The 26941-nt window shown below is 71.1% G+C and carries 28 protein-coding genes; 18 read left to right on the top strand and 10 right to left on the bottom strand.

Annotation, left to right across the window (positions count from 1 at the left end; all coding sequences use genetic code 11):
* Positions 1 to 54: 54 nt before the first annotated feature.
* From OG371_RS14330 to OG371_RS14295, 8 genes are all read left to right on the top strand, one after another.
* Positions 55 to 621, top strand: a complete 567-nt coding sequence (locus OG371_RS14330; RefSeq protein WP_329069380.1) for an RNA polymerase sigma factor — start codon at positions 55 to 57, stop codon at positions 619 to 621.
* The gene (locus OG371_RS14325) at positions 612 to 1184 is read left to right on the top strand and encodes an anti-sigma factor family protein (RefSeq protein WP_329069378.1); all 573 of its coding nucleotides are present in this window, start codon (positions 612 to 614) and stop codon (positions 1182 to 1184) included. Before OG371_RS14330 ends, OG371_RS14325 begins: the two co-directional genes overlap by 10 nt.
* Complete coding sequence (locus tag OG371_RS14320; protein ID WP_329069376.1) at positions 1181 to 1561, top strand: Asp23/Gls24 family envelope stress response protein; 381 nt, start codon at positions 1181 to 1183, stop codon at positions 1559 to 1561. The genes OG371_RS14325 and OG371_RS14320 overlap by 4 nt, the downstream gene beginning before the upstream one ends.
* A complete protein-coding gene (locus OG371_RS14315; RefSeq protein WP_329069374.1) occupies positions 1558 to 1860 on the top strand; it encodes a hypothetical protein in 303 nt (100 codons plus the stop codon). The genes OG371_RS14320 and OG371_RS14315 overlap by 4 nt, the downstream gene beginning before the upstream one ends.
* A gap of 101 nt (positions 1861 to 1961) precedes the next feature.
* Positions 1962 to 2465, top strand: a complete 504-nt coding sequence (locus OG371_RS14310; protein WP_329069372.1) for an Asp23/Gls24 family envelope stress response protein — start codon at positions 1962 to 1964, stop codon at positions 2463 to 2465.
* Positions 2466 to 2651: 186 nt separating this feature from the next.
* Positions 2652 to 3038 carry a DUF2784 domain-containing protein gene (locus OG371_RS14305; protein ID WP_329073055.1) on the top strand — a complete coding sequence of 129 codons (387 nt, stop codon included), beginning with the start codon at positions 2652 to 2654 and terminating at the stop codon, positions 3036 to 3038.
* A gap of 16 nt (positions 3039 to 3054) precedes the next feature.
* A complete protein-coding gene (locus tag OG371_RS14300) occupies positions 3055 to 3714 on the top strand; it encodes a TrmH family RNA methyltransferase (RefSeq protein ID WP_329069370.1) in 660 nt (219 codons plus the stop codon).
* Positions 3715 to 3766: 52 nt separating this feature from the next.
* A complete protein-coding gene (locus tag OG371_RS14295; RefSeq protein WP_329069368.1) occupies positions 3767 to 4789 on the top strand; it encodes a glycoside hydrolase family 76 protein in 1023 nt (340 codons plus the stop codon).
* A gap of 54 nt (positions 4790 to 4843) precedes the next feature.
* Here the strand turns inward: OG371_RS14295 and OG371_RS14290 are convergent, their stop codons facing one another.
* Positions 4844 to 5710 carry a LacI family DNA-binding transcriptional regulator gene (locus OG371_RS14290; RefSeq protein ID WP_329069366.1) on the bottom strand — a complete coding sequence of 289 codons (867 nt, stop codon included), beginning with the start codon at positions 5708 to 5710 and terminating at the stop codon, positions 4844 to 4846.
* 107 nt (positions 5711 to 5817) lie between these two features.
* Positions 5818 to 6846 carry a LacI family DNA-binding transcriptional regulator gene (locus OG371_RS14285; RefSeq protein WP_329069364.1) on the bottom strand — a complete coding sequence of 343 codons (1029 nt, stop codon included), beginning with the start codon at positions 6844 to 6846 and terminating at the stop codon, positions 5818 to 5820.
* Positions 6847 to 6959: 113 nt separating this feature from the next.
* On the opposite strand from OG371_RS14285, the gene OG371_RS14280 reads away from it, so the two are divergent.
* The 7 genes from OG371_RS14280 to OG371_RS14250 all read left to right on the top strand — a co-directional run bounded on the left by OG371_RS14280 (position 6960) and on the right by OG371_RS14250 (position 12678).
* The gene (locus OG371_RS14280; protein WP_329069362.1) at positions 6960 to 7979 is read left to right on the top strand and encodes a substrate-binding domain-containing protein; all 1020 of its coding nucleotides are present in this window, start codon (positions 6960 to 6962) and stop codon (positions 7977 to 7979) included.
* Positions 7976 to 8971, top strand: a complete 996-nt coding sequence (locus OG371_RS14275; protein WP_329069360.1) for an ABC transporter permease — start codon at positions 7976 to 7978, stop codon at positions 8969 to 8971. Before OG371_RS14280 ends, OG371_RS14275 begins: the two co-directional genes overlap by 4 nt.
* Positions 8968 to 9792, top strand: a complete 825-nt coding sequence (locus OG371_RS14270) for an ATP-binding cassette domain-containing protein (RefSeq protein ID WP_329069358.1) — start codon at positions 8968 to 8970, stop codon at positions 9790 to 9792. Before OG371_RS14275 ends, OG371_RS14270 begins: the two co-directional genes overlap by 4 nt.
* A gap of 7 nt (positions 9793 to 9799) precedes the next feature.
* Positions 9800 to 10648 (top strand): PfkB family carbohydrate kinase, encoded by an 849-nt coding sequence (locus OG371_RS14265; RefSeq protein ID WP_442876158.1) that lies wholly within the window; start codon positions 9800 to 9802, stop codon positions 10646 to 10648.
* Positions 10645 to 11280, top strand: coding sequence for a nucleoside/nucleotide kinase family protein (locus OG371_RS14260; protein ID WP_329069353.1), 636 nt, complete (start codon positions 10645 to 10647; stop codon positions 11278 to 11280). Before OG371_RS14265 ends, OG371_RS14260 begins: the two co-directional genes overlap by 4 nt.
* On the top strand, positions 11277 to 12020 hold the full coding sequence (locus OG371_RS14255) for an SDR family oxidoreductase (RefSeq protein WP_329069351.1): 744 nt from the start codon (positions 11277 to 11279) through the stop codon (positions 12018 to 12020). Before OG371_RS14260 ends, OG371_RS14255 begins: the two co-directional genes overlap by 4 nt.
* A gap of 244 nt (positions 12021 to 12264) precedes the next feature.
* On the top strand, positions 12265 to 12678 hold the full coding sequence (locus tag OG371_RS14250) for a VOC family protein (RefSeq protein WP_091625048.1): 414 nt from the start codon (positions 12265 to 12267) through the stop codon (positions 12676 to 12678).
* 83 nt (positions 12679 to 12761) lie between these two features.
* On the opposite strand, the gene OG371_RS14245 is transcribed toward OG371_RS14250, so the two are convergent.
* From OG371_RS14245 to OG371_RS14230, 4 genes are all read right to left on the bottom strand, one after another.
* The gene (locus OG371_RS14245) at positions 12762 to 13436 is read right to left on the bottom strand and encodes a DedA family protein (RefSeq protein ID WP_329069347.1); all 675 of its coding nucleotides are present in this window, start codon (positions 13434 to 13436) and stop codon (positions 12762 to 12764) included.
* A gap of 649 nt (positions 13437 to 14085) precedes the next feature.
* Positions 14086 to 14910: a YceI family protein gene (locus tag OG371_RS14240; RefSeq protein ID WP_329069345.1), complete on the bottom strand. Its 825-nt coding sequence runs from the start codon at positions 14908 to 14910 to the stop codon at positions 14086 to 14088.
* On the bottom strand, positions 14907 to 17519 hold the full coding sequence (locus OG371_RS14235; protein ID WP_329069343.1) for an MFS transporter: 2613 nt from the start codon (positions 17517 to 17519) through the stop codon (positions 14907 to 14909). Before OG371_RS14235 ends, OG371_RS14240 begins: the two co-directional genes overlap by 4 nt.
* A 5-nt stretch (positions 17520 to 17524) precedes the next feature.
* Positions 17525 to 18043 carry a MarR family winged helix-turn-helix transcriptional regulator gene (locus OG371_RS14230; protein WP_329069341.1) on the bottom strand — a complete coding sequence of 173 codons (519 nt, stop codon included), beginning with the start codon at positions 18041 to 18043 and terminating at the stop codon, positions 17525 to 17527.
* A gap of 231 nt (positions 18044 to 18274) precedes the next feature.
* Between OG371_RS14230 and OG371_RS14225 the strand changes: the two genes are divergently transcribed.
* Positions 18275 to 18700 (top strand): PPOX class F420-dependent oxidoreductase, encoded by a 426-nt coding sequence (locus OG371_RS14225; protein WP_329069339.1) that lies wholly within the window; start codon positions 18275 to 18277, stop codon positions 18698 to 18700.
* A gap of 146 nt (positions 18701 to 18846) precedes the next feature.
* On the opposite strand, the gene OG371_RS14220 is transcribed toward OG371_RS14225, so the two are convergent.
* Positions 18847 to 19374, bottom strand: a complete 528-nt coding sequence (locus OG371_RS14220; protein WP_329069337.1) for a TetR/AcrR family transcriptional regulator — start codon at positions 19372 to 19374, stop codon at positions 18847 to 18849.
* Positions 19375 to 19462: 88 nt separating this feature from the next.
* Here OG371_RS14220 and OG371_RS14215 point away from each other — a divergent pair, with 88 nt between their 5' ends.
* On the top strand, positions 19463 to 21001 hold the full coding sequence (locus tag OG371_RS14215; protein WP_329069335.1) for an MFS transporter: 1539 nt from the start codon (positions 19463 to 19465) through the stop codon (positions 20999 to 21001).
* Positions 21002 to 21860: 859 nt separating this feature from the next.
* Positions 21861 to 23255, top strand: coding sequence for an FAD-binding oxidoreductase (locus OG371_RS14210; RefSeq protein ID WP_329069333.1), 1395 nt, complete (start codon positions 21861 to 21863; stop codon positions 23253 to 23255).
* 54 nt (positions 23256 to 23309) lie between these two features.
* Here the strand turns inward: OG371_RS14210 and OG371_RS14205 are convergent, their stop codons facing one another.
* The 3 genes from OG371_RS14205 to nagA form a co-directional block, all read right to left on the bottom strand.
* Entirely contained in the window at positions 23310 to 24023 is a 714-nt protein-coding gene (locus tag OG371_RS14205; protein ID WP_329069331.1) for a DedA family protein, read from the bottom strand.
* Positions 24024 to 24571: 548 nt separating this feature from the next.
* A complete protein-coding gene (locus OG371_RS14200) occupies positions 24572 to 25684 on the bottom strand; it encodes a hypothetical protein (RefSeq protein WP_329069329.1) in 1113 nt (370 codons plus the stop codon).
* Positions 25685 to 25718: 34 nt separating this feature from the next.
* Entirely contained in the window at positions 25719 to 26912 is a 1194-nt protein-coding gene (nagA, locus tag OG371_RS14195) for an N-acetylglucosamine-6-phosphate deacetylase (protein ID WP_329069326.1), read from the bottom strand.
* Positions 26913 to 26941: the final 29 nt, after the last annotated feature.

Genomic DNA, 26941 nt, shown 5'->3' with positions numbered 1-26941 from the left:
CAATGCGTGCGTGACGTTCACCCGCCTCGCCGTGTCCTCCTTGCAGGAGGTGCCGTGACCACAGCCAGCGCGGAGCCCGGAACGCCGCTCGACGACGTGACCCTCGTGGGCCGCGCTCGCGACGGCGACGTCCGGGCGTACGAACAGCTGGTGCTGCGCTACCAGGGACCGATGTTCCGGCTCGCCGTGAAGATGCTCAACCATCGCGGCGACGCCGAGGACGTCGTGCAGGAGGTGTTCCTGGGCGCGTGGCGCAAGCTGGAGCAGCTCAGTGACGACAACGCGTTCGTCGGCTGGCTCTACCGGAGCACGACGAACCGCTGTCTCAACGTGATCCGGGCCCGCCGCCCGCAGGCCGACGTCGACCTCGACCTGGCCGAGTCCCCGCGGACGGACACCCAGCCGGAGCACGCGGCGCAGGTCAGCGGCCAGCTGGCCGCGCTGAACGCGGCCCTGCAGCAGCTCACCCCGCAACAACGCGCGTGCTGGCTGCTGCGTGAGGTCCACGGTCGCTCCTACGACGAGATCGGCGAGGTCGTCGGCGCCAACGGGACCGCGGTGCGTGGCCGCATCGCGCGGGCCCGCGCGCAGCTGGCGGAGGTGATGAAGCCGTGGCGGTGAACCAGAGTTACGAACTCCCGTGCGGCCGGGACCTGGACACGGTCTGGGACCGGCTCGACGAGGTCGGGTCCGGGCACGCGGACGAGCACGAACTGACCTGCCCCCATTGCCGCACCGCGCGGGAGAGCCTGCTGGCCCTGCGCGAGGCGACCCAGGAGCTGGTCGACGAACCGGAGCCGGCGCCGCCGGACCTGGTGGGGCGCATCATGTCCGCGGTCCGCGCGGAGGTGCGGCGCGGGCAGATGCTGAGCCTGCCGACGCCGGAGCCCGGCGGGGTCGAGGTGAGCGAGCAAGCCGTCGCCGTGATCCTGCGGTACGCCGCGGACTCGGCCGGCGGGGTGCGGGCCCGGCGGTGCCGGGTGCGGAAGGCGGGCGTCGACGCGGACGGCGCGAGCATCGTCGAGGTCGAGCTGACCCTCGTCGTGCGGCTCGGGACCGCGGACGGCGGCGAGACGTTGGCCAGGGTGCGCGAGCGCGTCGTGGCCGCGGCGGCGGCGCGAGTGGGACTCTCGCTCGCGAAGCTGGACCTGCTGGTGGAAGACGTGTACGAGGACGGGGAATGACAGCCGAGTACGTGATCGCCGACCCGGTGGTGGCCAGTGTCGCGGCGCGGGCCGCCCTCGCCACCCCGGGCGTGGTGCGGCTCGAACCGGGCCTGGTCGGGCTGGTCACGGCGTGGACGCGGGCGGCGCGCCAGCGCTGGAAGGGGCTCGACCCGGCGCCGGCCGACGGCGTCCGCGTGCGCACCGCGGACGGGCGGCTGACCGTGCAGGTCGACCTGGTGACCTCCGGCGTCGACCAGGCCGCCGCCGTCGGCCGCGCGGTGCAGCGCTCGGTGACGCGCGTGGTCGCCGAGCAGACCGGGCTGGCCGTGGCCGAGGTCGTCGTGTCCGTGCTGGACATCGAACCCGTCCGGACGAGCGAGCCGGAGGGCCGGTGACGACCACGACCGCCCGCGAGACGACCGATCGGGTCGTCGCCGCGCTGGAAAAGGTGGACGGGCTGCGGCCGGCGACGCCGATCGCGCCGGAGCTCTCCTGGGTGCCCGGCGACTGGTCCGGCGTGGCCGTCGACCTCGATCCGGAAACGGTGCAGATCCGCCTGATCGCGACGCGGCTGCCGCTCCCGCCGTTGCTGGAAGCGGCCTCCGAAGCGGTGGGCGCGGTGCTGGCCGGCACTGAGTGGGGCTCGGCGAAGCTGCGCCTGGTCATCACGGACATCGACGGCGCGGCCTTCTGAAGTCACACGATCGGGTCGTGAGGATGGCCGGGCAGGTGTGTCGATAGGGCGTACGGGGCAAGAAACCGTTGTGTGAGCCAGGCAATCGAGGGAGGAACCTGATGACGACCGTCGAGAAGACCCTGAAGCCGGCCGGTGGCACCGCCGGAAAGCAGCAGCAGCCGGTGGTGCGGCCGGCCGAGGTGGCCACCAGGACGGACACCAGCCCGCTCGTCACCGAGCAGGGCACCACCACGATCGCCGACACCGTGGTGCAGAAGATCGCCGGCCTCGCGACGCGTGAGGTGTCCGGCGTGCACGCGCTCGGCGGCGGGGCCGCGCGGGCGTTCGGCGCGTTGCGCGACCGCATCCCGGGCGCGTCCGCCAGTGCCGGCCAGGGCGTGAGCGTCGAGGTCGGCGCCAAGCAGGCGGCGGTGGACCTGGAGATCGTCGTCGAGTACGGCGTGCCGATCGCCGAGCTGGCGCGGGCCGTGCGGCGCAACGTCGTCGGCTCGATCGAGCGGATGACCGGGCTGGAGGTCGTCGAGGTGAACATCAACGTCGGCGACGTGTACATCCCGAGCACCGACGACGAGCCCGCTTCCGGCGGGGATCGGGTCCAGTAGCGGCGTAGCGTCGAGGCGGAGGCGTCCCACCCGGAGTGACGCCTCCGTTACCGCCCGGGTGAACAGGTTGCTCCTGTGGGTTGAACATCACAGCGAGCGGCCGTTTTTCCTGCGCCTGAACGACTTCAGCGGAGTATCGTCGCTGGTAGGGGGTTCGGGAAGGGGGGCGCGACGGTGAACGAATCGGTGGCTCATTTCCTCGCCGACCTCACGGTCGCGGTGCACATCCTGGCCCTGTTGTTCATCGGGCTCGGCGGATTCCTCGCCTGGCGCTGGCCCAAGGTCGTTTTCGTGCACGTGTTCTTCGCGGTCTGGGGCGTGCTGGTCAACGTGACGCCAGTGCCGTGCCCGCTCACTGCGGCGGAGAACTTCTTCCGCCACCAGGAGGGCCTCGGCGATCTGCCGGGCGGCTTCAACGCGTACTACCTCTACGACACGGTGATCCCGCGTTCGCTGCTGCCGGTGGTCGTCGTTGTGGCGCTGGGCCTGCTGGTCTTCTCCTACGTCGGGGCCTACCACCGCTGGCGCCACCGCCACGAGGACACCGCGGCGCACCGCGTCCGCCTGGGCTGAGCGAGAATCGTCGTCGATGACGACGGAATCCCACGAGATCGGCCCCACCGAGTGGGTGGGCCGCGAAGAGGTCGGTGTCGGACCGTGGCCGGGCCCCTGGCCGGACGATCCGCGCTACGACCCCGAGCTGCTGGCGAACGGCGACCGCCGCAACGTCGTCGACGCCTACCGCTACTGGCGCCGTGAGGCCATCGTGTCCGATGTGGACTCCCGGCGGCACCCGTTCCACGTGGCGATCGAGAACTTCCAGCACGACCACAACATCGGCACCGTGGTCCGCACCGCGAACGCCTTCGCCGCCGCGGAGGTGCACATCGTCGGCCGCCGCCGCTGGAACCGCCGCGGCGCGATGGTCACGGACCGCTACCAGCACCTGCGTCACCACGAGGACGTGAGCGGGCTGCTCGCGTTCTGCGCGGAGTCGGGGCTCGCGCTGGTGGCCGTGGACAACACTCCGGGCTCGCAGCCGGTCGAGACGGCCGAGCTGCCGCGCGAGTGCCTGCTGCTCTTCGGTCAGGAGGGCCCCGGGCTTTCGGCGGAGGCCCAGTCGGCCGCCGCGCTGGTGGTGTCGATCGCCCAGTTCGGCACCACGCGCTCGATCAACGCGGGCGTCGCGGCGGGCATCGTGATGCACGCGTGGGTGCGCCAGCACGCGGACCTGTCCCAGGCCTGGTGAGTTCCACAAAGGACCGAGTGCGCGCGGCCGGGGGACGGGGCATCATCGTGGGATGACCGTTGACTGGGCTGATCGTGCGGCCGCCGCCGAGCGGGCCGTGTGCACCCGGCACCTGCGCCGGGTCTGGGGCCGGCCGGGGACCGTGCTGGGCCGCAGCGGGTGGCCGCCGAGCCTCGGGCAGCGGCTGCACTGGCACTGGAACTACTGGTGGCAGGCGCACCTGCTGGACACCCTGGTCGACGCCCAGCTGCGTACACCGTCGATCGAGCGGGAGGAGCTGATCGGCCGGTTCGTCACGTCGGTGCGCTCTCGCAATTTCGGCCGCTGGACCAACGAGTACTACGACGACATCGCGTGGCTGGGCCTTGCCCTGCAACGGGTCCGCGCGCTGGGACTGTCTGATGTGGACACGGCTCTGACTGCGATCGACGCCCAGCTCCACGAAGGCTGGACGGCCGAGGCCGGTGGCGGCATCTGGTGGCGTCGCGGGGACCGTTTCAAGAACGCGCCGGCGAACGGCCCGGCCGCCATCTTCCACGCCCGCCAGGGCGACGCCGCCCGCGCCCGCGAGATGACGGACTGGCTCAGCGACACCCTGGTCGACCCGGCCAGCGGCCTGGTCTGGGACGGCATCAACGCCGACACCGGCGAGCTGGCCAAGCACATTTTCACCTACTGCCAGGGCGTTTACCTGGGTGCCTGCCTGGAACAGTCCGAGCCGGAGGACGCCGCGCGCACCATCCGAGCCGTCGCCGAGCACCTGGCGCCAGGTGGCGTCCTGCGCGGCCAGAACGGTGGGGATGGTGGCCTTTTCGCTGCCATTTTGGCCCGTTACCTGGCCCTCGCGGCGTCCAAGCTGCCCGACCCGGAGGCGTCCACGGCCCGCGAGCTGGTGTTGACCTCGGCTGAGGCTTGCTGGTCCGGGGCGACGGATGCGTTGGGTGGCCCGCTGTTCAGCGCGGAATGGTCTAGGCCGGCGCCGTCACTGCCGCTGGCCGCGGACGCGCCAGAGCGTGACCTGTCTGTCCAAACTGGAGCGTGGATGCTCCTGGAGGCCGCCGCCACGCTGGCCTGAAGGACTCGTGAGTGTTCATGACGGTTAGAACCGTCCTGAAGACTCACGAGCTGTTCAGCAGCCGCAAGAAGCGCCGTGCAGGAAGCGCGGCGCGAGCCGTACCGCCTCAGGCCGGCGGCTCCCGTCAGTCACCCGGGAAAGCAGCAGCTCCACAGCCTTCCGCCCGATCTCCGCGATCGGCTGCGCCATCGTGGTCACGGCGGGTGAGACCGTGCGGGCCCACTCCATGTCTCCGTAACCGACGACCGCCAGCTCGGACCCGATGCGGATGCCGCGGCGGTGGGCCTCCCACTGGACGCCGATGAGCATCGACTCGCCGCCGACCACGATCGCGGACGGGGAGGGCCAGCCGTCGAGGAGGCGGGCGGCCGCGCGGGCCGCGCCGCCGGGTGAGGACATGCCGCAGGCCACCAGTTCGGAGTTGAACCGCAGGCCCGCGCGGCCGATGCCGAGCCGGTAGCCGAGCGCGCGCTCCTCGCTGACCGTCGCGCCCTCTTCGCCGGTGATCATCGCGATGCGGCGGTGCCGCCGTCCGGCCAGGTGCTGCACCAGCGCCGAAACGGCCTGGATGTTCTCCGAGCCGACCTGGTCGACGTCGTTGCGGCCGGCGATCCGGTCGACCAGCACCGTGGGCACGCCCGTGCGCACCAGCCCGTTGATCACCGCGTCGTCGCCCGGCGCCGGGACCAGCAGGACGCCGTCGAGGCGATCGGCCCCGAGCGCGCGCACCACCGCGGCCTCTTCGCTGACGACGTCGCGGGTGTCGGCGAGCACGAGGTCGCAGCCCGTCCGCGCGGCGGCCGCCCGCATGGCCCGCAGCAGCTCACCCGAGTACGGGCTCGCGTGCATACCCATGGCCACCCCGAACCGGCGCGTCACCGGTGGGGTCCAGAGGGGCATCTCCGGCGCCAGAGCGGTCATTTCCCGTGCTCTCGTAGTAGTTACCTACCCAACGGTAACCTCTGGCCGGGCCCCGCCGGGACGTCAGAACGGCCGACTTGCTCAGGTTCACCAGTCCGAGTGAACGGCTAGGCCACTTCCGGGCAGCCGCACGACCTCCGATGCCGCAGCGTCGGCGGCAGCCGGACGGTTTCCGCGGCCCGCGCCGGGTCGGCCAGCCGGGCCAGCAGCAGCCGCACGGCCTGGCGCCCGATGTCCTCGATCGGCTGCGCCATCGTGGTCAGCGGCGGGTCGACCAGATCGGCCCACTCGACCTCGTCGTAGACCACCACCGGCAGGTCGCGGCCGATCCGCAGCCCGCGCCGCCGGGCCTCGTGCAGAACGCCGACCATCATGCTGTCGTTGGCCACCACCAGCGCGGTCGGCGGCTCGGGCAGCGCGAGCAGGGTGCTCAGCGCCAGCGCCCCGCCCTCACGCGCGGAATGCCCGCACGCCACCAGGTCCGGCGACCAGGTCAGCCCGGAGCGGCCCAGCCCCAGCCGGTAGCCGAGCACCCGCTCCTCCGAAGTGGTCAGCCCGGGAACGCCGCTGATCATGCCGATCCGCCGGTGCCCGAGCGACGCCAGATGGGCCGTGAGCGCCGACGTCGCCTGGATGTTCTCGGCGCCGACCTGGTCGACGTCGCCGCGGGTGGCGAGCCGGTCGATCAGCACCGTGGGCACGTCGAGCGAGACCAGCTCGCCGATCACCGAGCCGTCGCCGGGCGCCGGCGTGATCAGCAGCCCGTCGACGCGACGGGAGCGAAGCGCCCGGACCACGTCACGCTCGGTGGCCGCGGTGTCGTGGGTGTCGGCGAGGATGACGGTGTACCCGTTCGCCGACGCCTCCCGTTCGATCGCCTGCATCAACGCCGCGAAGTACGGGTTCGCGACCAGCGAGATCGCCATCCCGATCGACCGCGTGCCGCCCGTGACCAGGGATCGCGCGATCGCGTCGCCGGTGTAGCCGGTGGTCTCGATGGCCCGGAGCACCGCGGCCTTGGTGTCCTCCGCGACGGCGCGGGTGCCGTTGACGACGTGGGAGACCGTCGTGATGGACACCCCGGCCAGCTCCGCGATGTCTCGCTGGGTCGGCCGGGAGGAGCGGGGTTGTGGCATGTCAGTCCTTCACCAAGTTCACTCGCAAGCGTTTGCGCAAACGCTTGCGCCAGGCCTTGAGTCTGTCTATCTTGCCGACCATCGGCAACCTCGCACCTTCGGAGGGCATCTCCATGAGACAGCGCAGTCTCACCGCACTAGCCCTGGCGGCCGCGGTCGCGGTCGGCACGGCCGGGTGCACCGTCGAGCGCCACTGGGGTGGCAGCACCACCACGGCGGGCAGCGGAAAAGCCAAGATCGGCCTGGTCACCAAGACCGACACCAACCCGTACTTCGTGGAGCTGCGCAACTCGGCCAGCGCCGCCGCGAAGGCCAACGGCGCCGACTTCAGCGCGCTCGCCGGCCAGTTCGACGGCGACAACGACGGCCAGGTCCGCGCGATCGAGAACCTCACCCAGCAGGGCGTCAACACCATCCTGATCACCCCGAGCTCGTCCACCGGCGTGCTCAAGGCGATCAAGGACGCGCGGGACGCCGGGATCCTGGTGATCGCCCTCGACACCGCGACCGAGCCGGCCGACGCCGTCGACGCCACCTTCGCGACCGACAACTTCGCGGCCGGCCAGCAGCAGGGCGCGTACGTGAAGGCCGCGCTCGCCGGCACCGACCCGAAGCTGCTGATGGTCGACGGCACCGCGGGCAGCTCCGTCGACACCGAGCGCCACGGCGGGTTCCTGAAGGGCATCGGGCTCACCGACTCGTCGCCGGAGATCAAGGGCCACACCGCGGCCAACGGCGACCAGAGCCTGGCGCAGCAGGGCATGGAGAACCTGTTGCAGCGCACCACGGACATCAACGCGGTCTACTCGATGAACGAGCCGATGGGCCGCGGCGCGTACGCGGCGCTCAAGGCCCGCGGGCTGACCGGGCAGGTCGTGATGGGCTCGATCGACGGCGGCTGCGAGGGCGTCCAGAACGTCAAGGACGGCCTGTACGGCGCCACCGTCATGCAGTTCCCGAAGAAGATGGCCGAGCAGGGCGTGCTCGCGGCGGTCCAGTACGCCAAGACCGGCAAGAAGCCGAGCGGCTTCGTCAACACCGGGTCCACCGTGATCACCGACAAGCCGATGCCCGGCGTGCCGAGCCAGAACACCGCGTGGGGCCTGCAGAACTGCTGGGGAGGCACGAAATGACCACCGCGACGGTGAACGGGAACCGTGAGCGCGAGTCGCTCGGCGAGTTCCTCCTCCGGGCCCCGGCCGTGGGCCCCGCGCTGGCGCTGATCGTGGCCATCGTGGTGTTTTCCCTTGCCACGGACACGTTCTTCGACCTCGACAATCTGTCCACAGTGGTCCAGCAGTCGCTGGTCGTCGGCACGTTGGCGCTGGGCCAGACGCTGATCATCCTGATCGCCGGCATCGACCTGTCCAACGCCTCGTCGATGGTCGTGGCCACGCTGGTGATGGCGAAACTGGCCGCGGCGGGCTCGAACGGCTTCTTCGCCCTGGTCGTGGGCGTGATCCTGACCGTGGTGGTCGGCCTGTTCATCGGCACGCTGGCGACGCGGATCAAGCTGCCCGCCTTCATCATCACGCTCGGCACGTTCACCGGGCTGACCGCCGTGGCGAAGCTGATCGCGGGCGGCCAGGCCGTGCCGGTGACCGACGGGCTGCTGCAATGGCTCGGCACCAAGCGCTACCTCTTCGGCGGCATCCCGATCACCTACGGCATGACGCTCGCGCTGATCATGTTCCTGATCGTCTGGTACGCGCTCACGAAAACCGCGTGGGGCAAGCACGTCTACGCCGTGGGCAACGCGCCGGAGTCCGCGCGGCTGTCCGGGATCAAGGTCAACCGCACGGTGATCTCCGTGTACGTCGTCGCGGGCGTGTGCTTCGGCATCGCCGCGTGGCAGGCGCTCGGCCGCACGCCGAACGCCGACCCGAACCAGTTCCAGCTCGGCAACCTCGACTCCATCACCGCCGTGGTGCTGGGCGGCACCAGCCTGTTCGGCGGCCGCGGCTCGGTGCTCGGCACCCTGTTCGGCGCGCTGGTCGTGGCGGTGCTGCGCTCGGGGCTGACGCAGATGGGCGTGGACGGCAACTACCAGGACCTCGCGACCGGCGCGCTGCTGATCGTCGCGGTGGTCGTGGACCGGATCGCACGGAGGCAGCAGCAGTCATGACTTCCGAGACTGTCAAGGAAACCACGCTGTCGGCCCGCGGCCTGGTGAAGCGCTACGGCCGGGTGACCGCGATCGACGGCGCCGACTTCGACCTGTACCCGGGCGAGGTGCTCGCCGTGGTCGGCGACAACGGCGCCGGCAAGTCCAGCCTGATCAAGGCGCTGTCCGGGGCGCTGGTCCCGGACGCCGGCGAGATCAAGGTGGACGGCAAGACCGTCCACTTCAAGACCCCGCTGGACGCCCGGCACTACGGGATCGAGACGGTGTACCAGGACCTGGCCGTGGCGCCGGCGCTGGACATCGCGTCGAACATGTTCCTGGGCCGGGAAAAGCGCCGCGCCGGGCCGTTCGGCCTGCTGGCGCGCAAGCTCGACACCGCCGAGATGCGCACCGAGGCGCAGCGGATCCTGGACGAGCTGGGCATCCAGGTCAAGTCGATCACGCAGGCCGTGGAGACGCTTTCCGGCGGGCAGCGCCAGGGTGTCGCGGTCGCGCGCGCGGCGGCGTTCGGCACCAAGGCCGTGATCATGGACGAGCCGACGGCCGCGCTGGGCGTCGCGGAGTCGGCGAAGGTGCTGGAGCTGATCGGGCGCATCCGCGACCGCGGCCTGCCCGTGGTGCTGATCAGCCACAACATGCCGCACGTGTTCGACATCGCGGACCGGATCCACGTGCACCGGCTCGGCAAGCGGGTCGCGCTGGTCTCCCCGAAGACGCACACCATGAACCAGGTCGTCGGCCTGCTGACCGGCGCGCTTCGGCTCGACGAGAACGGTGAGGTGGCCGAGGTCGCGGCCACCACGCACGCCGGGCTGACCTGAGGTGAGAGTGCTGCTGGCGGGCCTGTGCACCGTCGACGTCGTCCAGCGGGTCGCCGATTTCCCGGCGCCGGGCGAGAAGGTGCAGTCACTCGGGGTGGACGTCGCGGCCGGTGGGCCCGCGACGAACGCCGCGGTGACCGTGGCCGCGCTCGGCGCCGAGGCGACCCTCGTGACGGTGCTCGGCGCGCACCCGCTGGCCGCACTCGCCCGCGCGGACCTCGCCACGTGCGGGGTCCGTGTTGTCGACCTCGCGCCCGGTCTGGCGACGCCGCCGGCCGTGAGCGCGGTCGCCGTCCGTGACCACGACGGGGAGCGAACGGTCGTCTCGCGCAATGCCGCCGCGCAGGCCGATTTCCCCGCCCCCGAGCCTGATCTCGACGGCGTCGGCGCCGTGCTCGTCGACGGCCACCACCCCGCGTTGGCGCTGAAGACCGCGCGCGCCGCGAAGGAGCGGGGCGTGCCGGTGGTCCTGGACGCGGGCAGCTGGAAACCGGTGCTGGACGAGCTGCTCCCGTTGGTCGACGTCGCCGCGTGCTCCGCGCACTTCCGCGCTCGGGGGCCGAGCCTGGCCGAGCGCGGGGTGCCTGTGGTGATCACGACGGCGGGCCCGGATCCGGTGCGCTGGAGTGCTGGGGAAGACTCGGGTGCGGTGGCTGTCCCCGCGGTCGCCGCGCGGGACACACTGGGGGCAGGCGACGTCTGGCACGGCGCGCTCGCCTTCGCGGTGGCAGGCCTGGGAAACGACGTGGCCGGCTGGGTCCGGCACGCGAACGAGGTGGCCGCCGAGCGCGTCCGCCACGTGGGGCCGAGGTCGTGGACGGCCGCGATCAGGGAGCTGGGAAAGGGAGTGCGATGACGGCGTTCGAGGACCTCCTGACACGGGCCGAGGGGCTCGCCAAGCCGCGGCAGCGTTCCGTGCTGGGCATCATCGGCGCGCCGGCGTCCGGCAAGACCACGCTGGCCTGGGCGATCGCCAACGCGCTCGGCTCGCGGGCCGCCGTCGTCGGCATGGACGGCTTCCACCTCGCGCAGGTGGAGCTGCGGCGGCTCGGCCGCACCGACCGCAAGGGCGCGCCCGACACGTTCGACGCGGCCGGGTACGTCCACCTGATCCGCCGGCTCGCGGACGGCAACGAGACGGTCTACGCGCCGGAGTTCCGCCGGGAGATCGAGGAGCCGATCGCGGGCGCGGTCCCGGTCGCGCCCGAGGTCCAGCTGGTCATCACGGAGGGCAACTACCTGCTGCTGCCGGACGACCCGTGGAGCGGCGTCCGCCAGCACCTCACCGAGGCCTGGTACCTGGCGCCGGACGAGCCCGAGCGGATCGAGCGGCTGGTTTCGCGCCACCGCCGTTACGGCCGGTCACTGGTCGAGGCCCGGCAGCGCGCGCTCGGCTCCGACCAGCGCAACGCCGACCTCATCTCGAGCACCCGCGACCGCGCCGACCTCGTGCTGGAGAACCTCCCACTGGTGAACTTCGCCCTGTGAGCGTCCTGGTCGTCACCGGCGGGAGCCGGGGCGTCGGCGCGTCCGTCTGCGAGCTGGCCGCCCGGCGCGGGTACGACGTGGTGGTCAACTACTCCGGCGACTCCGAGCCGGCCGAGCGCGTGGTGCACCGCGTGCGCGAGCTGGGCCAGAAGGCGTTGTGCGTGCGTGCGGACGTGGCCGACGAGCGGCAGGTCCGCAAGCTGTTCGGCGTCGCCGGTGAGGTGGGCTCGCTGGCCGGGGTGGTCAACAACGCCGCGATCACGGGCAACACGCCGGGACGGCTGGACGAGCAGTCCGCGGCCACCGTGCGGCGGGTGCTGGAGGTCAACGTCGGCGGGGTGTTCCTGTGCTGCCGCGAGGCCGTGCGGCGGCTGTCGACGAAGTACGGCGGACCCGGCGGCGCCATCGTGAACATCTCCTCGACCGCGGCGCGCACCGGCTCGGCCGGCGAGTGGGTGCACTACGCGGCGTCGAAGGCGGCGGTCGACACGCTCACCTTCGGCCTGGCGCAGGAGGTCGCCGCCGAGGGGGTGCGCGTGAACGCCGTCGCGCCGGGCCTGGTCGCCACCGGCCTGCACGCGGCCGCGGGGATGCCGGACCGGCTGCAACGCCTGGCTCCCGGCATCCCGATGGGCCGCCCGGGCGAGCCGGACGAGATCGCCGAAGCGGTGCTGTGGCTGCTGTCGCCGGCGGCCTCGTTCACCGCGGGCGCGGTGCTCGAAGTCGGCGGAGGACGCTGAAGCACCTTCTCGTGACGGCCAGGTCTCGGCCCGGCGTCATCCCGGCTTGTGGGACGCCCGGCGACGAGGAGATCACGATTCGTGGCGGAAGTCGGTGAATCCCCCCATCGTCGCGTGGCGGCTGTCTTACCCTGGCGGAGCCGGCGGTTCACGGGGTGGGTGACGCCCGGCGGCGGGTGAAACCGCACTGCAAAGCGCATCGAGGTGCGTAAATGGGGGGTCGGAAAGGACGGCCGTTCTAGTCATGCCCAAGCTCACGTCTGTGCACCACCTGGCGCTCACCGTGACCGATGTGGACCGAAGCGTCCCCTGGTACGCGCGTGTGCTCGACCTCGAGGAAAGCCACCGCCGCGAGGATCCGGACACGGGGATCCACAAGGTGGTGCTGAGATCGGCGGGCGACGGCTTCTCCGTGGTCCTCGTGCAGCACCCGGACACCGAGCGCCGCGAGTTCGACGAGCGCCGCACCGGGCTCGACCACGTCGCGTTCTCGGTGTCGTCCAAGGCCGAACTGGTCGACTGGGAGGCGCGGCTCGCCGAGTTCGGCGTGTCCTACCTGCCCTCGACCGCTTCTCGGACGTTCGAGGGCTCGTCGGTGGTGGTGTTCCGCGATCCGGACGGGATCCAGCTCGAGATCTGGTCGGAACCGGAGATCTAGGTCTCGTGAGTGTTGCGGACGGTTCTAACCGTCTGTTGCAGTTCTAACCGTCATAGCCACTCACGAGTCTTTTGCGTGGTGGTTCAGGCGGGTGCGTTGGTGTCGTCCGGCTCGTCGACCGGGCGGCGCATCTCCTGGCGGTAGCGGTACACGCCGTATCCGGTGCCGAGCACGAAGAACGCGACGCTCGCCCACAGCGCGGCCGTCTTGAGCCACGGCAGCGCGTCGAGCAGGCCGGCGCCGTAGTAGCCGAGCAGCACGAGCGTCGGCACCCAGAGCAGCCCGCCGGTGGCGGTGGCGAGCAGGAAGCGGCGCGGGTCCATCCGCGCGGCCCCGGCGACCAGCGGCGCCAGCGTCCGGATCCACGGGATCCACCGCGCGGCGACGATCGCGAAGAACCCCTTGCGGTCCAGGAACGCCTGCGCCCGGTCGAGGTTCTGCCGGTTCAACACCTTCCCGCCGCGGCGCGCGATCAGCCGCGTGCCGGTACTGCGCCCGATGTAGTAACCGACCTGGTTCCCCAGCACCGCCACGACGAGCGCCGCCGCCGACAGCAGCCAGGCATTGGCGTCCGACCCGTGCTGCGCGAGCACCACCCCCGCCGCGAACAGCAGCGAATCGCCGGGCAGGAACAACCCGACGATCAACGCGCACTCCGCGAACACGAAGCCCAGCACGATCACCCAGACGAGGAACGGCCCGGCTGTGTCCAGCCAGCTCACGCCCACGCCCGCGGCCTCGATGCTTACGACCTTCACGCGTAGAGCCTACGTGGCCGCGAAGCGGGGCAAAGCCGAACCATCGGATCCTGCCTTTCGGTCACTTTGGGTATTCCTGCTGTGAACGGGTCGTTCACGGCTGGTTCTCCGCGTTGGGGGTTGGGTTCTTGGTTGGTTTTTCGCTGTTGCTGGGGTTTGTGAACGGTGTTTGTCTTGCCTGGGCTTGGTCTTGAGTGGGCCTCTCGCACCTGGCTCCTGGTCGCGAACGGTCCTCTCACACTCGGCGCCCAGCCGCGAAGAGCCCTTTCGTGCCCAGGGCTCGGTCGCGAACGGTCCTCTCGCACCAGGGCCCGGTCGCCAACGGTCCTTTCGCGCCAGCTCCCGGTCACAAGTTCCTTTCGCGTCAACGGTTCTCGATGAACACCCTCGTCCGTGCCACCGTCCGTTGTGCGCAAATCCTACTGTCGGTAGCGAAGGCCGTCTGCCCCCGCCAGGCGGCGAGGGCGCGAAAGTCCCCCTCGCGACACCGTCGGAGAACCCCCTTTCAATCCAACGAAAAAGCCGCCCGTGACAGTTCCCGTCACGGGCGGCTTTTTGCTGGCAACCGGCCGAAAATGCCGGCAGCCGCAGCGCCGTAAGTCCCAGCCGTAAATCCCGGTGCCGAAGTGATCTCGGCGCCGGTGCGGCCTCAGAACTGCGGCAGCGACTCTCCCTGCACAGCTTCGATATCGAGTTCCACCTTGACCGTCGTGCCGATCACGGCGACGCCGGCGCGGACCATCGCGCTGTAGTTGATCGAGAAATCGTTGCGGTGCAGCTGGGTTTCGGCGTGGAAGGAGGCGCGGACGCCGCCCCAGGGGTCGGGGCCGTGGCCGTTGTAGCGCAGGTCCAGCTCGACGGGTCGGTGCTCGCCGTGCAACGTCAGGTCGCCGGTGAGGACCCAGGTGTCCGTGCCGCGCTGGGACAGGCCGGTGCTCCGGAAGCCGATCACCGGGTGCGCGTCGACGTCCAGGAACTCCGCCGAGCGCAGGTGGTCGTCGCGCATCTTGATCCCCGATTCGATGCTGGCGGCCTTGATCTCGGCCTGCACCGTGGACCGCTCGACCGGGCGGCCGATCTCGATCCGCCCGACGACGTCCGGGAACCGCACCTTGATGCTGGCGATGCCCATGTGCCGCGCGGTCGCGACCACCGACGAGTGCACCGGGTCGATCATCCACGGGCCCGCCGGCGGCAGGGCCACGGCCTCCGCGACCGGCGCGAGGGAGATGTCGCCCAGCAACCCGGCGCCGTCCGAGCCGACCTGCACCGTGCGCGCCATCGGGTTGTAGCCCGGCGCGGTGATCACGGCGGTGTAGACGCCCGGGGGCAGCGGCTCGGTCGCCACCGCCCCCTTCGCGTCCGTGACCTGCCGCGCCACCTGGCGGCCGTTGAGATCCGTCACCGTCAGCACGGCGTTCTCGACGGGCCAGCCCCCGTTCGCGCGGAGCTGGGCGCGCAGGCCCCCGCTCATGACCGCTCGACCAGCTCGTCGAACGCCTGGTCGTAGCTCAGGCGGACGTCGTGCTCGGCCTCGCCGTCGCTCAGCGACACCGTGCTGGTGGCCGGCGGGTATCCGCTCGCCACCACCGTGTAGGAGCCGGTCGGCAGGTCGCTCACCACGTAGCGGCCCTCGCCGTCCGTGCGGGCCACGGCCGCGACGTTGCCGTTCTCGTCCAGCACTGTGATCCGCGCGTCCGGCACGATCCGCTCGCCCTCGGTGCGCGCGGTGCCCTGCAGCAGCACGGCACCGGCCAGCTCGACGTCGTGCCGCAGCACGCCGCTGTCCGGCACAGTCAGCGTGACCGCGACCGGGCGGTAGTGCGCGCCGCTCGCGACCAGCGTGTACTGCCCGGCGCCGACCCCGTTGAAGGTGTAGACGCCGTCGTCGGCGGTGATGAACGCGCCGTTGACCTCGCCGCGCGAGTCGGTGAGCGTCACCGTGGCGTTGACCAGCGGGTTGCCCATTCCGACCGAGCGCACCACGCCGGTCAGCTCGCCGGAGCCGGTGAGCGTCACGTCCAGCTTCGCCGGGCCGCCGCCGACCACCACGCTGGAGGCCTGGGGCTGGTGCCCGGGGGCCGCCACGATCAGCACGTACGTGCCGGGGCCCTGCGTCGGCACGGAGTAGCTGCCGTCGCCGTTGCCGGTCGCCCGCGCCACCTGACGGCCCTGCTGGTCGATCAGGGTGAGCGCGGCGCCGCTGACGTGGCTGCCGTCCTGCCGCCGCACGTGCCCGGTCACCGGCACCCCGCCGTTGCCGGTCGGGCGGTCGAGGCCCGCGCCCGCGGCCGAGTTGGTGATCGGCATCGGCATGGCGCCGGAGATCGCCTCCGGGTCGCCGTGGCCGTTTCCGTTCAACGAGTGCCTTCCGCCCGCGCCGACCAGAACCGGCTCACGCGGGGCTTCTTCGAACAGGGAACCCGGCTTGCTGGCCGGCTCGATGACCTCGGTCGGCGCCTCTTCCGCATCCAGCAGCGCTTCGCCACCCTCGATGGTCGAGGCCGCGGACATGCCGGCCAGCGGGATCTCCTTGAGGAACAGCAGGACGATCGTGGCCAGCAGCGCCACCCCGCCGGCGACGTAGAACACCGTGGTGATCGACTCGGTGAAGCCGATCAGGATCGGCGTCTTGAGCGCCGGCGGCAGCGTCTCGATGATGCTGGTGTTGCTCTGGATGTCGGCCAGCTTCGCGCCGGCGCCGGCCGGCGGGTTGCCGCCGAACGCCTTGGTGATGTTGCCCGGCAGCACGTTGAACAGGATCGTCAGGAACACCGCGACACCCGCTGTGCCACCGATCTGGCGGAAGAACGTCGCCGAAGCGGTGGACGCGCCCATGTCGCTGCGCGGCCCGGCGTTCTGCACCGCGATCACCAGCGTCTGCATGCACTGGCCGAGGCCCAGGCCGATGATGGCCGCGGCGACCAGCGGGTGCCACACCGGCGAGTCGTACTTGACCTGCGCGAAGAACAGCGCGCCGATCGCGATCAGCAGGGTGCCGACGATCGGGAAGATCTTGTACCGACCGGTCTTCGAGGTGATCCGGCCGGACACGATCGAGCTGATCATCAGGCCGCCCATCAGCGGCAGCATCAGCAGACCGGACTGGGTCGGCGTGTAGCCCTGAACCACCTGCATGTACTGCGGGATCATGGTGATCGCGCCGAACATCGCGACACCGACGATGATGCCGCCGATGATCGCCACGGTGAACGTCGAGTTCTTGAACAGCCGCAGCGGGATCAGCGCGGCGTCCTTCATCATCCGTTCGACCAGGATGAACGCGATGATGCCGACGGCGCCGATGGCGTAGCAGAGGATCGCCTTCGTGTCGCCCCAGCCCCACTTCTGGCCCTGTTCGGCCACGATCAGGAACGGCACCACGGCGATGATCAGGCTGAGCGCGCCCCACCAGTCGATCTTGTGCTTCTGTGGCGTGTGCGGCACGTTCAGCACCTTGGCGACCACGAACAGCGCGACGATGCCGATCGGCACGTTGATCAGGAAGACCCAGCGCCAGCCGGCGATCCCGGCGAGGGTGTTGAAGCCGGCGAAGAAGCCGCCGAGCACCGGTCCGAGCACAGTGGACAGACCGAAGACGGCGAGGATGTAACCCTGGTACCGCGCGCGTTCCCGCGGCGGCACCACGTCACCGATGATCGTCATGGCCAGCGACATCAGGCCGCCGGCGCCGAGGCCCTGCACCGCGCGGAACGCGGCCAGCTCGTACATCGACGTCGAGAACGACGAAGCCAGCGAGCCGGCGACGAAGATCGTGATCGCGGCCAGGTAGAACGGCTTGCGCCCGTAGATGTCGGACAGCTTGCCGTAGATCGGCGTGACGATGGTCGAGGTGATCAGGTACGCGGTGGTCGCCCACGCCTGCAGCTCGAAGCCGTGCAGGTCGTTGGCGATCTTGACGATCGAGGTACCCACGATCGTCTGGTCGAGCGAGGCAAGGAACATGCCGCACATCAGGCCGCTCAGGATCGTGATGATCTGGCGGTGGCTCAGCCCCAGAGCCCCCGGTGCTCCGGGCGCTCCCCCTTGGGTCTGAGGTTGTTTCTCGACTGTGGACGTCATAACGCTTAGGCCCCCTTGGCCTGTGACACCGCGGCGGTGTCGGACAGTGATGGAAAGTTGTTCTCGATACCGGTGTTCAGCCGCTCGAACAGGTTGTTCAGCTGCTCGCGGTCCTCCTGGCTCCAGTCGCCGAGCACGTCGGCCAGCCACTGGTTCCGTTGCTTGCGGTTCTCGTCGAAGACCCGCAGGCCCTCGGCGGTCGGTGCGAGCAGGCAGGCCCGGCCGTCCTCGGGGTCGGCCTGGCGCTCGACCAGCCCGTGCTGCACGAGCGAGCTCGACTGCCGGCTGATCGTCGAGATCTCCGAGTGCAGGAATTCGGCGAGCTTGCTGGTGCGCTGCGGACCCTCGTGGATGAGGCAGAAGAGGATCGCGTACGCGGCCCTCTCGATCCCGTCCGGACCCTGCTTGGCCACCTGGGACTTGGCCTTGGTGATCAGGCGCATGAACCGGACCAGCTCGTTGCTGAGCTGGTCGGCCAGTTCCAGTTCGGCCTTGGGCCTGGTGGCGGAGCTGTTCGGTGCCATGGGTGCGGTCTTCCTCGCGGGTGAAACGAACCGTTGTTTGGCGGCTGCAACTAGTTGCCTAAGGCAAGGGTGTTCTCAATTCAACGTTTGTGCAAGCGAGAAGAGCCTGGTTGTGTCACACAACACCTTAGTTGTTGCATGCAAGCAGATTCCCGAGTGGTGGTTGGTCCGTTTCGTCCTGTGGACGGTTACCTGCGGGAACAACCTGGTGACGCACCGGTTGAACAGGGTATGACCGACGACACAGCGCTGTACGACCTCATCGGCTCCCGGCGCAACGGCGTGCTGGCCACCCTGAAGCGCGACGGGCGCCCGCAGCTGTCCACCGTTTCGCACCACTTCGACGCCGGCACGCGCACCCTGCGCGTCTCCATCACCGAGACGCGCGCGAAGACCAAGAACATGCGCCGCGACCCGCGGGTCAGCTACCACGTGGCGAGCGAGAACGGCTGGTCGTACGCGGTCGCGGAGGGCACCGCGGAGCTGTCGCCGGTCGCCGCCGCCCCCGACGACGCGACGGTGGAGGCGCTGATCGCGCTGTACCGAGAGGTCGGCGGCGAACACCCGGACTGGGACGAGTACCGCGCCGCGATGGTCGCCGACCAGCGGCTGGTGCTCACGGTGCGCATCGACCGGGTTTACGGCATCGCCCGCTGACCTGGCCTTGCCCGGTTACCGTGCGCCGCCTGCGCCTGCGCCTGCGCCTGCGCCTGCGGCTCGGCGCGATGCGCCCCAATGTGGCGTTGGTTGCGTTGGACGCACCGAACGCCACATTGGGGCGCTTGACTTCCGCCGCACCCGGTTCAGTGGTGCTCCAGGCGCACGGCGATGTCATCGATCCGGTTGAGCAGGACGGTGTCCGTCTCGCCGAGCGCCGCGCGCATGTAGAGGCCCTCGGCGACCAGCATCACCAGCTCGGCGGCCAGCCGGTCGTCGGCGTGCTCCAGCAGCAGCTCGCGGGTGTCGTTCATGCAGCGCTGCGAGACCTCGGCGGCGGTGGGGTCGTTGAGCACCAGCCGGATGGTCGCCATCGTCGTGCGGTGCAGCGGCAGGTTGCGGGTCACGTCGGTGATCGCCGTGCGCAGGTAGTAGCGGAACACGCCCTCCGGCGCGGCTTTCGCGAGTTCGAGGTCCTCGGTGTTGAGCCGGACCAGCCGCTCCAGCAGGCCGTCGCGCAGCGCGTCCTTCGAGCCGAAGTGGTATAGCAGGCCGCCCTTGGACACCCCGGCGTGCGCCGCGACCGCGTCGAGCGTGATCTCCAGCGGTCCGCGCTCGATGAGGATGACCTCGTAGGAGTCGAGGATGCGCTCGCGAGCGGAAGGTTTCGGCACTTCTTGACTGTACCGTCCGGACGGTTTATCTTCTACACCAGGAGCGAAACTGTACCGTCCGGACGGTGCAAGAAGGGAAGAGTGCGCCATGGAGAGGCGCGGACAGTGGTGGGCGCTGGCGGTACTGGTGTTGCCAGTCCTGCTGATCAGCGTGGACTCGACCGTGCGGGGGTTCGCCCTGCCGTACCTGAGCGAGGACCTCGGGCCCACGGGGGCGGAGCAGCTGTGGATCGTCGACGTCTACTCGTTCGTGCTGGCCGGGCTGCTGGTGTTCATGGGCACGCTGGGCGACCGCATCGGCCGGCGGCGGCTGCTGCTCGCCGGCGCGGTGGCCTTCGGGCTGGCGTCGGTGCTGGCGGCGTTCTCGACCACGCCGATGATGCTGATCCTGGCCCGCGCGCTGCTGGGCGTCGGTGGCGCGACGCTGATGCCGTCCACACTCTCGCTGATCCGCAGCATCTTCACCGACGACCGGCGCCGCCGTACCGCGGTGGCGGTGTGGAGCGCGGCGTTCTCCGGCGGCATGGCCGTGGGCCCGGTGGTCGGCGGCTGGCTGCTGGAGCACTTCTGGTGGGGCTCGGTGTTCCTGATCAACGTGCCGGTGATGGTGCTGCTGCTGATCGCCGGGCCGCTGCTGCTGCCGGAGCACCGTGACCCGAACCCGGGCCGGTTCGACCTGCTGTCCGCGCTGCTCTCGCTGGGCGCGATGCTGCCGGTGGTGTACGGCGTCAAGATCGCAGCCACGTCGGGCTTCAGCTGGTCCGCGGCGCTGGCCATCGTCGTGGGGCTGGGCCTCGGGGTGCTGTTCGTCCGCCGTCAGCGCCGGCTGGAGCGGCCGATGCTGGACCTGGCGCTGTTCTCGAACCGGATGTTCACCGCGTCCGTGGTGACGAACCTGCTCGGCGTGTTCGCGTTGGTGGGGCTGCTGTTCCTGGTGCCGCAGTACCTGCAGCTGGTGCTGGGGCTGTCCCCGGTGGTGGCCGCGCTGTGGATGCTGCCGGCCACGCTCGCGGGCGTCGCCGGGGCGCTGCTCGCGGCCTGGCTGGCCCGCCGCATCCGGGTGCCGGTGCTGGTCTGCGTCGGCCTGCTGCTCGGCGCGGCCGGGTTCCTGGTGCTCACGGCCCTGGGCACCACAGCGGGCCTCGCGGCGGTGGTGGTCGCCTTCGTCCTGGTCGGCGGCGGCGTGGCGCTGTCCGAGACGCTCACCAACGACCTGGTGATCTCCGCTGCCCCCGTCGACCGCGCCGGCGCGGCCTCCGCCATCTCCGAAACCGGCTACGAACTGGGCGGCGCCCTCGGCACCGCCCTGCTCGGCAGCCTGGCCACGGCCGTCTACCAGTCCGGCGTAACCACTTCCCTGAGCCCGGCCCCGCACGACCCCGCGCTGGACACCGCCATCGCCGCCGCCCACGACACCCTGGGTGGCGCCGTAAGCGCAGCGAAGTCCCTGCCCGCCCCAGCCGCGGAGGCCCTCGTGACGTCCGCCCGCGAGGCCTTCGTCTCAGGCATGCACGTCACCGCCTGGGCCGGCGCCGCGATCCTGATCTACACCGCGGTCCAGGCCTACTTCCTACTCGCCCGAGGCCGCCGCCCCAGCCCCACGAAGGAGACGCCCTTGTCTGTGTGATCCGCCCTCCGCCCGCGCACCCGCCGCCAGCCGCCCGCCAGCCGCCCGCCCGCCGCTTGCCCGCCCGCCGTTCGCTCGCCAGTGCCCGCGCCGCTTGCGTTGCCCCTGCTGCTCGCGTGGCCGCTGCTTGCCCTGCCGGTGCCTGCGCCGCGCGCTACCGGTGCCTGCGCGCCGGCTGGCCGCGCCGCTCGCGCAGTCCTGGCTTGCGCCGCAGATGCTCGCGCAGCCGCGGCGGCTTGCGTCGCCGCTGCTGCTTGCCCAGCCGGCGCTTGCGCCGGGCGCGCTGCCGCTGTCTGCGCGCCCGTTGCCTTCCCGCTCACACCGCGGCGGCTTGCGTTGCCGCTGCTGCTTGCGTGGCTGCTGCTTGCCCAGCCGGTGCTTGTGCCGCGCGCTGCCGTTGGCTGCGCGCCTGTTGCCCGCGCCGCCTGCATGGCCCCGGCTGCCGCTGCTGCTCGCGTGCCCGCCGCTTGCCCAGCCGGTGCTTGCGCCGCGCGCGCCGCCGTTGGCTGCGCGCGCCCGTCGTCGCAGGGCCCCATCACCACGCGCCGGGTGTCCAGTTGATCCGCACAGCGGGTTTTCCAGCCCCGGCCCGGAATCCCATCGCGCGTAACGTTCCACTGTGGACACAGATCGCGGTCCGGTCTGGCGCACGACATCGGCAGCAGCCCGCAGCACCGTCGCTTGCGGCTCTGGCGGGAGCACCTGATGCCCTCCGGTGCGGACCTGAAGCGGAGCACGGCGCCCCACCCGGGCGCCGCCGAACTGGACGGGCTGCCCCGCTACACCCCAGGACACGGCCATCCTATTGAACTGGAAGAAAAATTCCGCACTGCGGAGATATTTCGCCTACCATGGCGGCATGAGCAACGAGGCCCTGGTCCAGCGACTCCGTGACGAGCTCGGCAAGGACGCCGTGCTCACCGACGCCGACGTCACCGACAGCTACGCGCGCGACATGATGCCGCTGGCGCCCGTCGGGAAGCCGCTGGCGGTGGTGCTGCCCGTCGACACCGCCGGGGTGCAGGCCGTGGTCCGGGCGTGCGCCGAGGCGGAGGTGCCGATCGTGCCGCGCGGGGCGGGTAGCGGGCTTTCCGGCGCGGCCAACGCGATCGACGGTTGCGTGGTGCTCGTGCTGACCAAGCTCAACGAGATCGTCGAGGTCGACGCCGGCAACCGGCTCGCCGTGGTGCAGCCCGGCGTGGTCAACCTGGACTTCCGCAACGCCGTCGAGAAGCACGGCCTTTTCTATCCGCCGGACCCGTCGAGCTACGACTGGTGCACCATCGGCGGCAACCTCTCCACCAACGCCGGCGGGCTGTGCTGCGTGAAATACGGCGTCACCACCGATTCCGTGCTCGGGCTGGAAGTCGTGCTGGCCGACGGTTCGCTGCTCAAGACCGGGCGCCGCACAGTGAAGGGCGTGGCGGGGTACGACCTGGCGAAGCTGTTCGTCGGCAGTGAGGGCACGCTCGGGGTGATCACGCAGGCGACCGTCGCGCTCAAGCCGCTGCCGCAGGCCCCCGCGACGTTCGTGGCCGGGTTCAGCACCACCGAGGCGGCGGGCGAGGCCGTCGCGCGGGTGGTTCGCGAAGGCTTGGTGCCGTCGCTGCTGGAGATCATGGACGCGGCGTCGATCAAGGCGTCGGAGACCTACCTGAAGACCGACCTCGGCGCGGGCTCCGACTGCCGCGCCCTGCTGCTCGCCCAGTCCGACGCCGGTGGCGAGGCCGCCCGCCGCGAGCTGGCCGCGCTGGAGCAGATCTGCACCGACTGCGGCGCCGACCTCGCGTACGCCACCGAGGACCTCGAAGAGGGCAAGATGCTGCTGCAGGCGCGAAGGGTGGTGCTCACCGCGTTGGAGATGTACGGCGTCTGGCTGACCGACGACGTCTGCGTGCCGCGCACCCGCATCGCCGAGCTGATCCACGGCTGCGAGCAGGTCAGCGAGAAGGTGGGCCTGAAGATCGCCGTCGTCGGGCACGCGGGCGACGGCAACATGCACCCCACGATCGTCTACGCCCCCGACTCCGAGGACGAGTTCGCGCGCGCCAAGCAGGCGTTCGACGAGATCCTGGAGATCGGCCTCGCGCTGGGCGGCACCGTCACCGGTGAGCACGGCGTCGGCAAGATCAAGCGTGACTGGCTGGTGCGCGAGATCGGCCCGGTCGGCCTGCGGGTGCACCGGCAGATCAAGCAGGCGCTGGACCCGGGGAACCTGTTCAACCCGGGCTCGATGTTCTCGATGACGGACTGAAACGGCGCCGGTCCCCCGAGGGGAGCCGGCGCCGCTTCACGGGTTCGGTTGTGGTCAGTCGCGCACGCGCGGGATCCGCTGAGTGACTTCGGCCGGGGTCTCGGCCGCCGCGTCCCCCTTCGCCTTCTTCGCGCGGCGCCCCTTCAGGTACTCGAGGCCGATCGGGACGACCGACACGAGCACGATCACCACGAAGATGGCGTCGACGTTGTCGCGGATGAAGCCGATGTTGCCCAGCAGCGAGCCCAGCACCGTGATGCCCGCCGCCCACAGGATGCCGCCCAGCACCGTGTACGTGAAGTAGCGCTTCGGGTCCATGCGGCCGACCCCGGCGATCCAGGTGATGAACGTCCGCACGAACGGCACGAACCGCGCCAGCACCACGGCCTTGGGCCCGTGGTGGTCGAGGAAGGCGTGCGTCTTGTCGACGTACTCCTTCTTGAAGAACTTCGAATCCGGCCGGTTGAATAGCTTCGGCCCGACGAAGTAGCCGAGGTAGTAGCCGCCGACGTTGCCGAGCAGCGCCGCGGCCGTCACCAGCACGCAGACCAGCCACAACGGCGCCTTCAGCGTGTCGTTCGCGATGAACAGGCCGGCGGTGAACAGCAGCGAATCGCCCGGCAGGACCGGGAAGATGCTGCTCTCGATGAAGATGATCAGGCAGAGCACGGCGATGACCGGCGCGGTGAGCCCGGTCAGCAGGTGCTGCGGGTCCAGCCACGACGGCAGGAGGGACATGGTTGTCACTGTGCTCTGGGCGAGAATCACACCGAAAACGGTACAGGGTGACGCTGTGTGCCTTCACAGGGCAAGGAACCGCAGGTCAAGTGGCCACTGGACCGCAGCCCCGATCGCTGCCACCTGGACGGCCCGCACCAGGTGAATCGGGTGTTCCGGACAGCCTCCGGCGATACCCGCGAACGCCCCGCACGAGCGGACGCCTGAGGATCCGGACTTCCCTGGGCCACGGCTTTGGCCCGGGCACGCCGCCCGCAGGGAGCAGCCGGGACGCGCTGCGCGGAGGCGACGGTCGCCACGCGTCGTGCGGACGGAGGCGGCCGGGGCGGGGCTGCGAGGAGGGAATCCGCCGCGACGAGCCGCGCGGAGAAAGGCGGCCAGGGTTGGCCACGCGGAGCGAACGGCCGCGGGCGTGAGGTTGCCGGTATCCGCCGCGAGCAGGGAAGTGACCGCGATGGGCTGCGCGGAGGGAAGAAGCCGGGGTGGGCTGCGCGGAGGACACAGCGGGATGGGCTGCGCGGAGGAGGTCGCCGGGGTGGGGCGTGTGGAAGGTGGGCGCGGTGTGACCGTTGGAGGGGTCAGACCAGCGTGAGGAGCCCGATCACCGAGCCCGCGGCCAGGCCGAGGAGCAGGGCGAGCAGGAGGACCCAGTGGACCGGAAGCGGGGCGCTCGCCGGGGCTGGGGGTTGGCGGACTGTCACGGCGTCGGGTGAGAGGGGTGGGGCGGCGTTCGCGGGGCCGGCGGGGTAGCCGGAGCCTGGCTGGCCGCCGGCGTTGCCGGATGCGTAGCCCGCCTGGCCACCGTTGCCGGATGCGTAACCGGAGCCCGACTGGTTACTGCTGCCGGACGCGTAACCAGTGCCGCCCTGACCACCGCTGGGTGCGTAACCGATGCCGGCCTGGCCGCCGTTGGGTGCGTAACCGGCGCCTGATTGGCCGCCGCTGCCGGGGGTGTAACCGGCGCCCGCGTGACCGCCGCCGGCCGGGTAGCTGCCGCTTGCCTGGCCGACACTGCCGGCTGGGTAGCTGCCGCTTGCGCCCGCATAGCCGCCCGAGCCCTGGCCGGTGGTGCCGGAGGTTGTTGTGCCGTCGGCCCAGTCGAGGGCGGCGCGTTCGCGTTCCAGGGAGTCCGCGCCGGCGCCGGAGAGCAGGCCGTAGCGGGGTGGCAGTTCGGCTGTGGGGCCGGTGCCTGTGGCGGACGAGCCGCCGGCGCCGGACGAGCCGCCGACCGGGCCTGTGGCGGTCGAGCCGCTACTGCCGAAGCTGGTCGAGCTGCCGGTGCCGGTTGAGCCGCTGTTGCCGAAGCCAGTCGCTCCGTCGGCGCCGGTCGTTGCGCCCGAGCCGGTTGACCCGGCGGTGCCAGTCGAGTTGCCGGTGCCGGTTGAGCCGTCGGTGCCGACGCCTGGGCCGGAGTCGCCATCGCCACCGGTACCGCCAGCACCGGTACTGCCAGCACCGGTACCGCCAGCACCGGTACCGCCAGCACCTGTACCGCCAGCACCGCTGCCGGTGATAGCGCCGCTACCAGTGCCGCTGCCAGCACCACCAGTGCCACCGGAAGCCCCGGCGTCGTCGGCCGGGGAGGGCTCGGAGAGTTCGCGAGGTGGGCCGGGCGAGGTGTGCGGGGCGAAGACGGCTTGGGCGCGCAATGCGTCGGCCAGCAGTCGCTCCGGGTCCTTCGGCTCGGTCATCCCGCTCGTCTTCCCCCGTGTCGTGGCTGGATCGTTACGTGCTCAAGGTAGCCCGGCCGACCTCGGCGACCCATTCGCCCCGGCGGAGCACCTTCACCGGGCGCAGGTCGTCGTCCATCACGACCACGTCGGCGGCCAGGCCGGGGCGCAGCGAGCCGGTGCGGTCCGCGACGCCGAGCAGCTCGGCGGGACGCCCGGAGGTCGCCCGGACGGCGTCGAGGACACCGAGTTTCGCACCCTTCACCAGGTTGCGGAAGGCGTTGTCCATCGTCAAGGTGCTGCCGGCCAGAGAGCCGTTATCGGCGAGGGTGGCGACGCCGTCGTGGACGTCGACCTCCAGGCGGCCCAGGTTGTAGCGGCCGTCGGCGGCGTCGGTGGCCGACATGGCGTCGGTGATCAGCACCGTGCGGCCGCGGCCGGCGTGGGACGCGGCCAAGCGCACCACGGTCGGGTGCAGGTGGACGAGGTCGCAGATCAGCTCGACCGTCACGCGCTCGTCGTCCAGCAGCACGCCCACCGGGCCCGGCTCGCGGTGGTGCAGCGGGCGCATGCCGTTGAACAGGTGCGTGGCCACCGTGGCGCCCGCGTCGATGGCCGGGACCAGCTGGTCGGCGACACCGTCCGTGTGCCCGATCGCCGCGGTCACGCCCGATTCGGCGAGCTGCCGGACGGCCTTGACGCCGCCGTTCAGCTCCGGCGCGAGGGTGACCATGCGGATCGCGCCGTGGCCCGCGCGCAGCAGCTTCTCCACCGTGCCGGTGTCCGGTTCGAGCAGGGTGTCCGGGTCGTGCGCGCCGCAGCGGGCGCGCGAGATGAACGGGCCCTCCAGGTGGATGCCGGCCAGCTCGCCGTCCTGCACCAGCTCGCGCAGGGCCGCGATCTGCTCGGTCAGCAGGTCGACGGGGTCGGACACCAGGCTGGCCAGCGTGGTCGTGGTGCCGTGCCGGCGGTGCGCGCGCACCGCGGTGAGCATCTCGTCCGGGTCCACCGTGGAGAACGAGCCGCCGCCACCACCGTGGCAGTGCGTGTCGATGAACCCGGGGACAACCAGCGCCCCGCCCACGTCGACGCGCGGGAGTTCGGGGCCGCCCGGCGGCGTGCCCGTGCCCACTGCGGCGATCCGCCCGTCGGCGACGGACAGCCAGCCGTCGTCGAGTACGCGGTCCGGGGCGGCGACCCGGCCGCCCGTGATGACGAAGTCTGCGGCGTGCTTCACGTCGCCCAGCATATATTGGTCTGGACCAAGCGTGGCTACGC

The organism is Amycolatopsis sp. NBC_01480 (assembly GCF_036227205.1).
GTDB lineage: Bacteria > Actinomycetota > Actinomycetes > Mycobacteriales > Pseudonocardiaceae > Amycolatopsis.
This window is presented reverse-complemented; position numbering and strand designations above follow the sequence as displayed.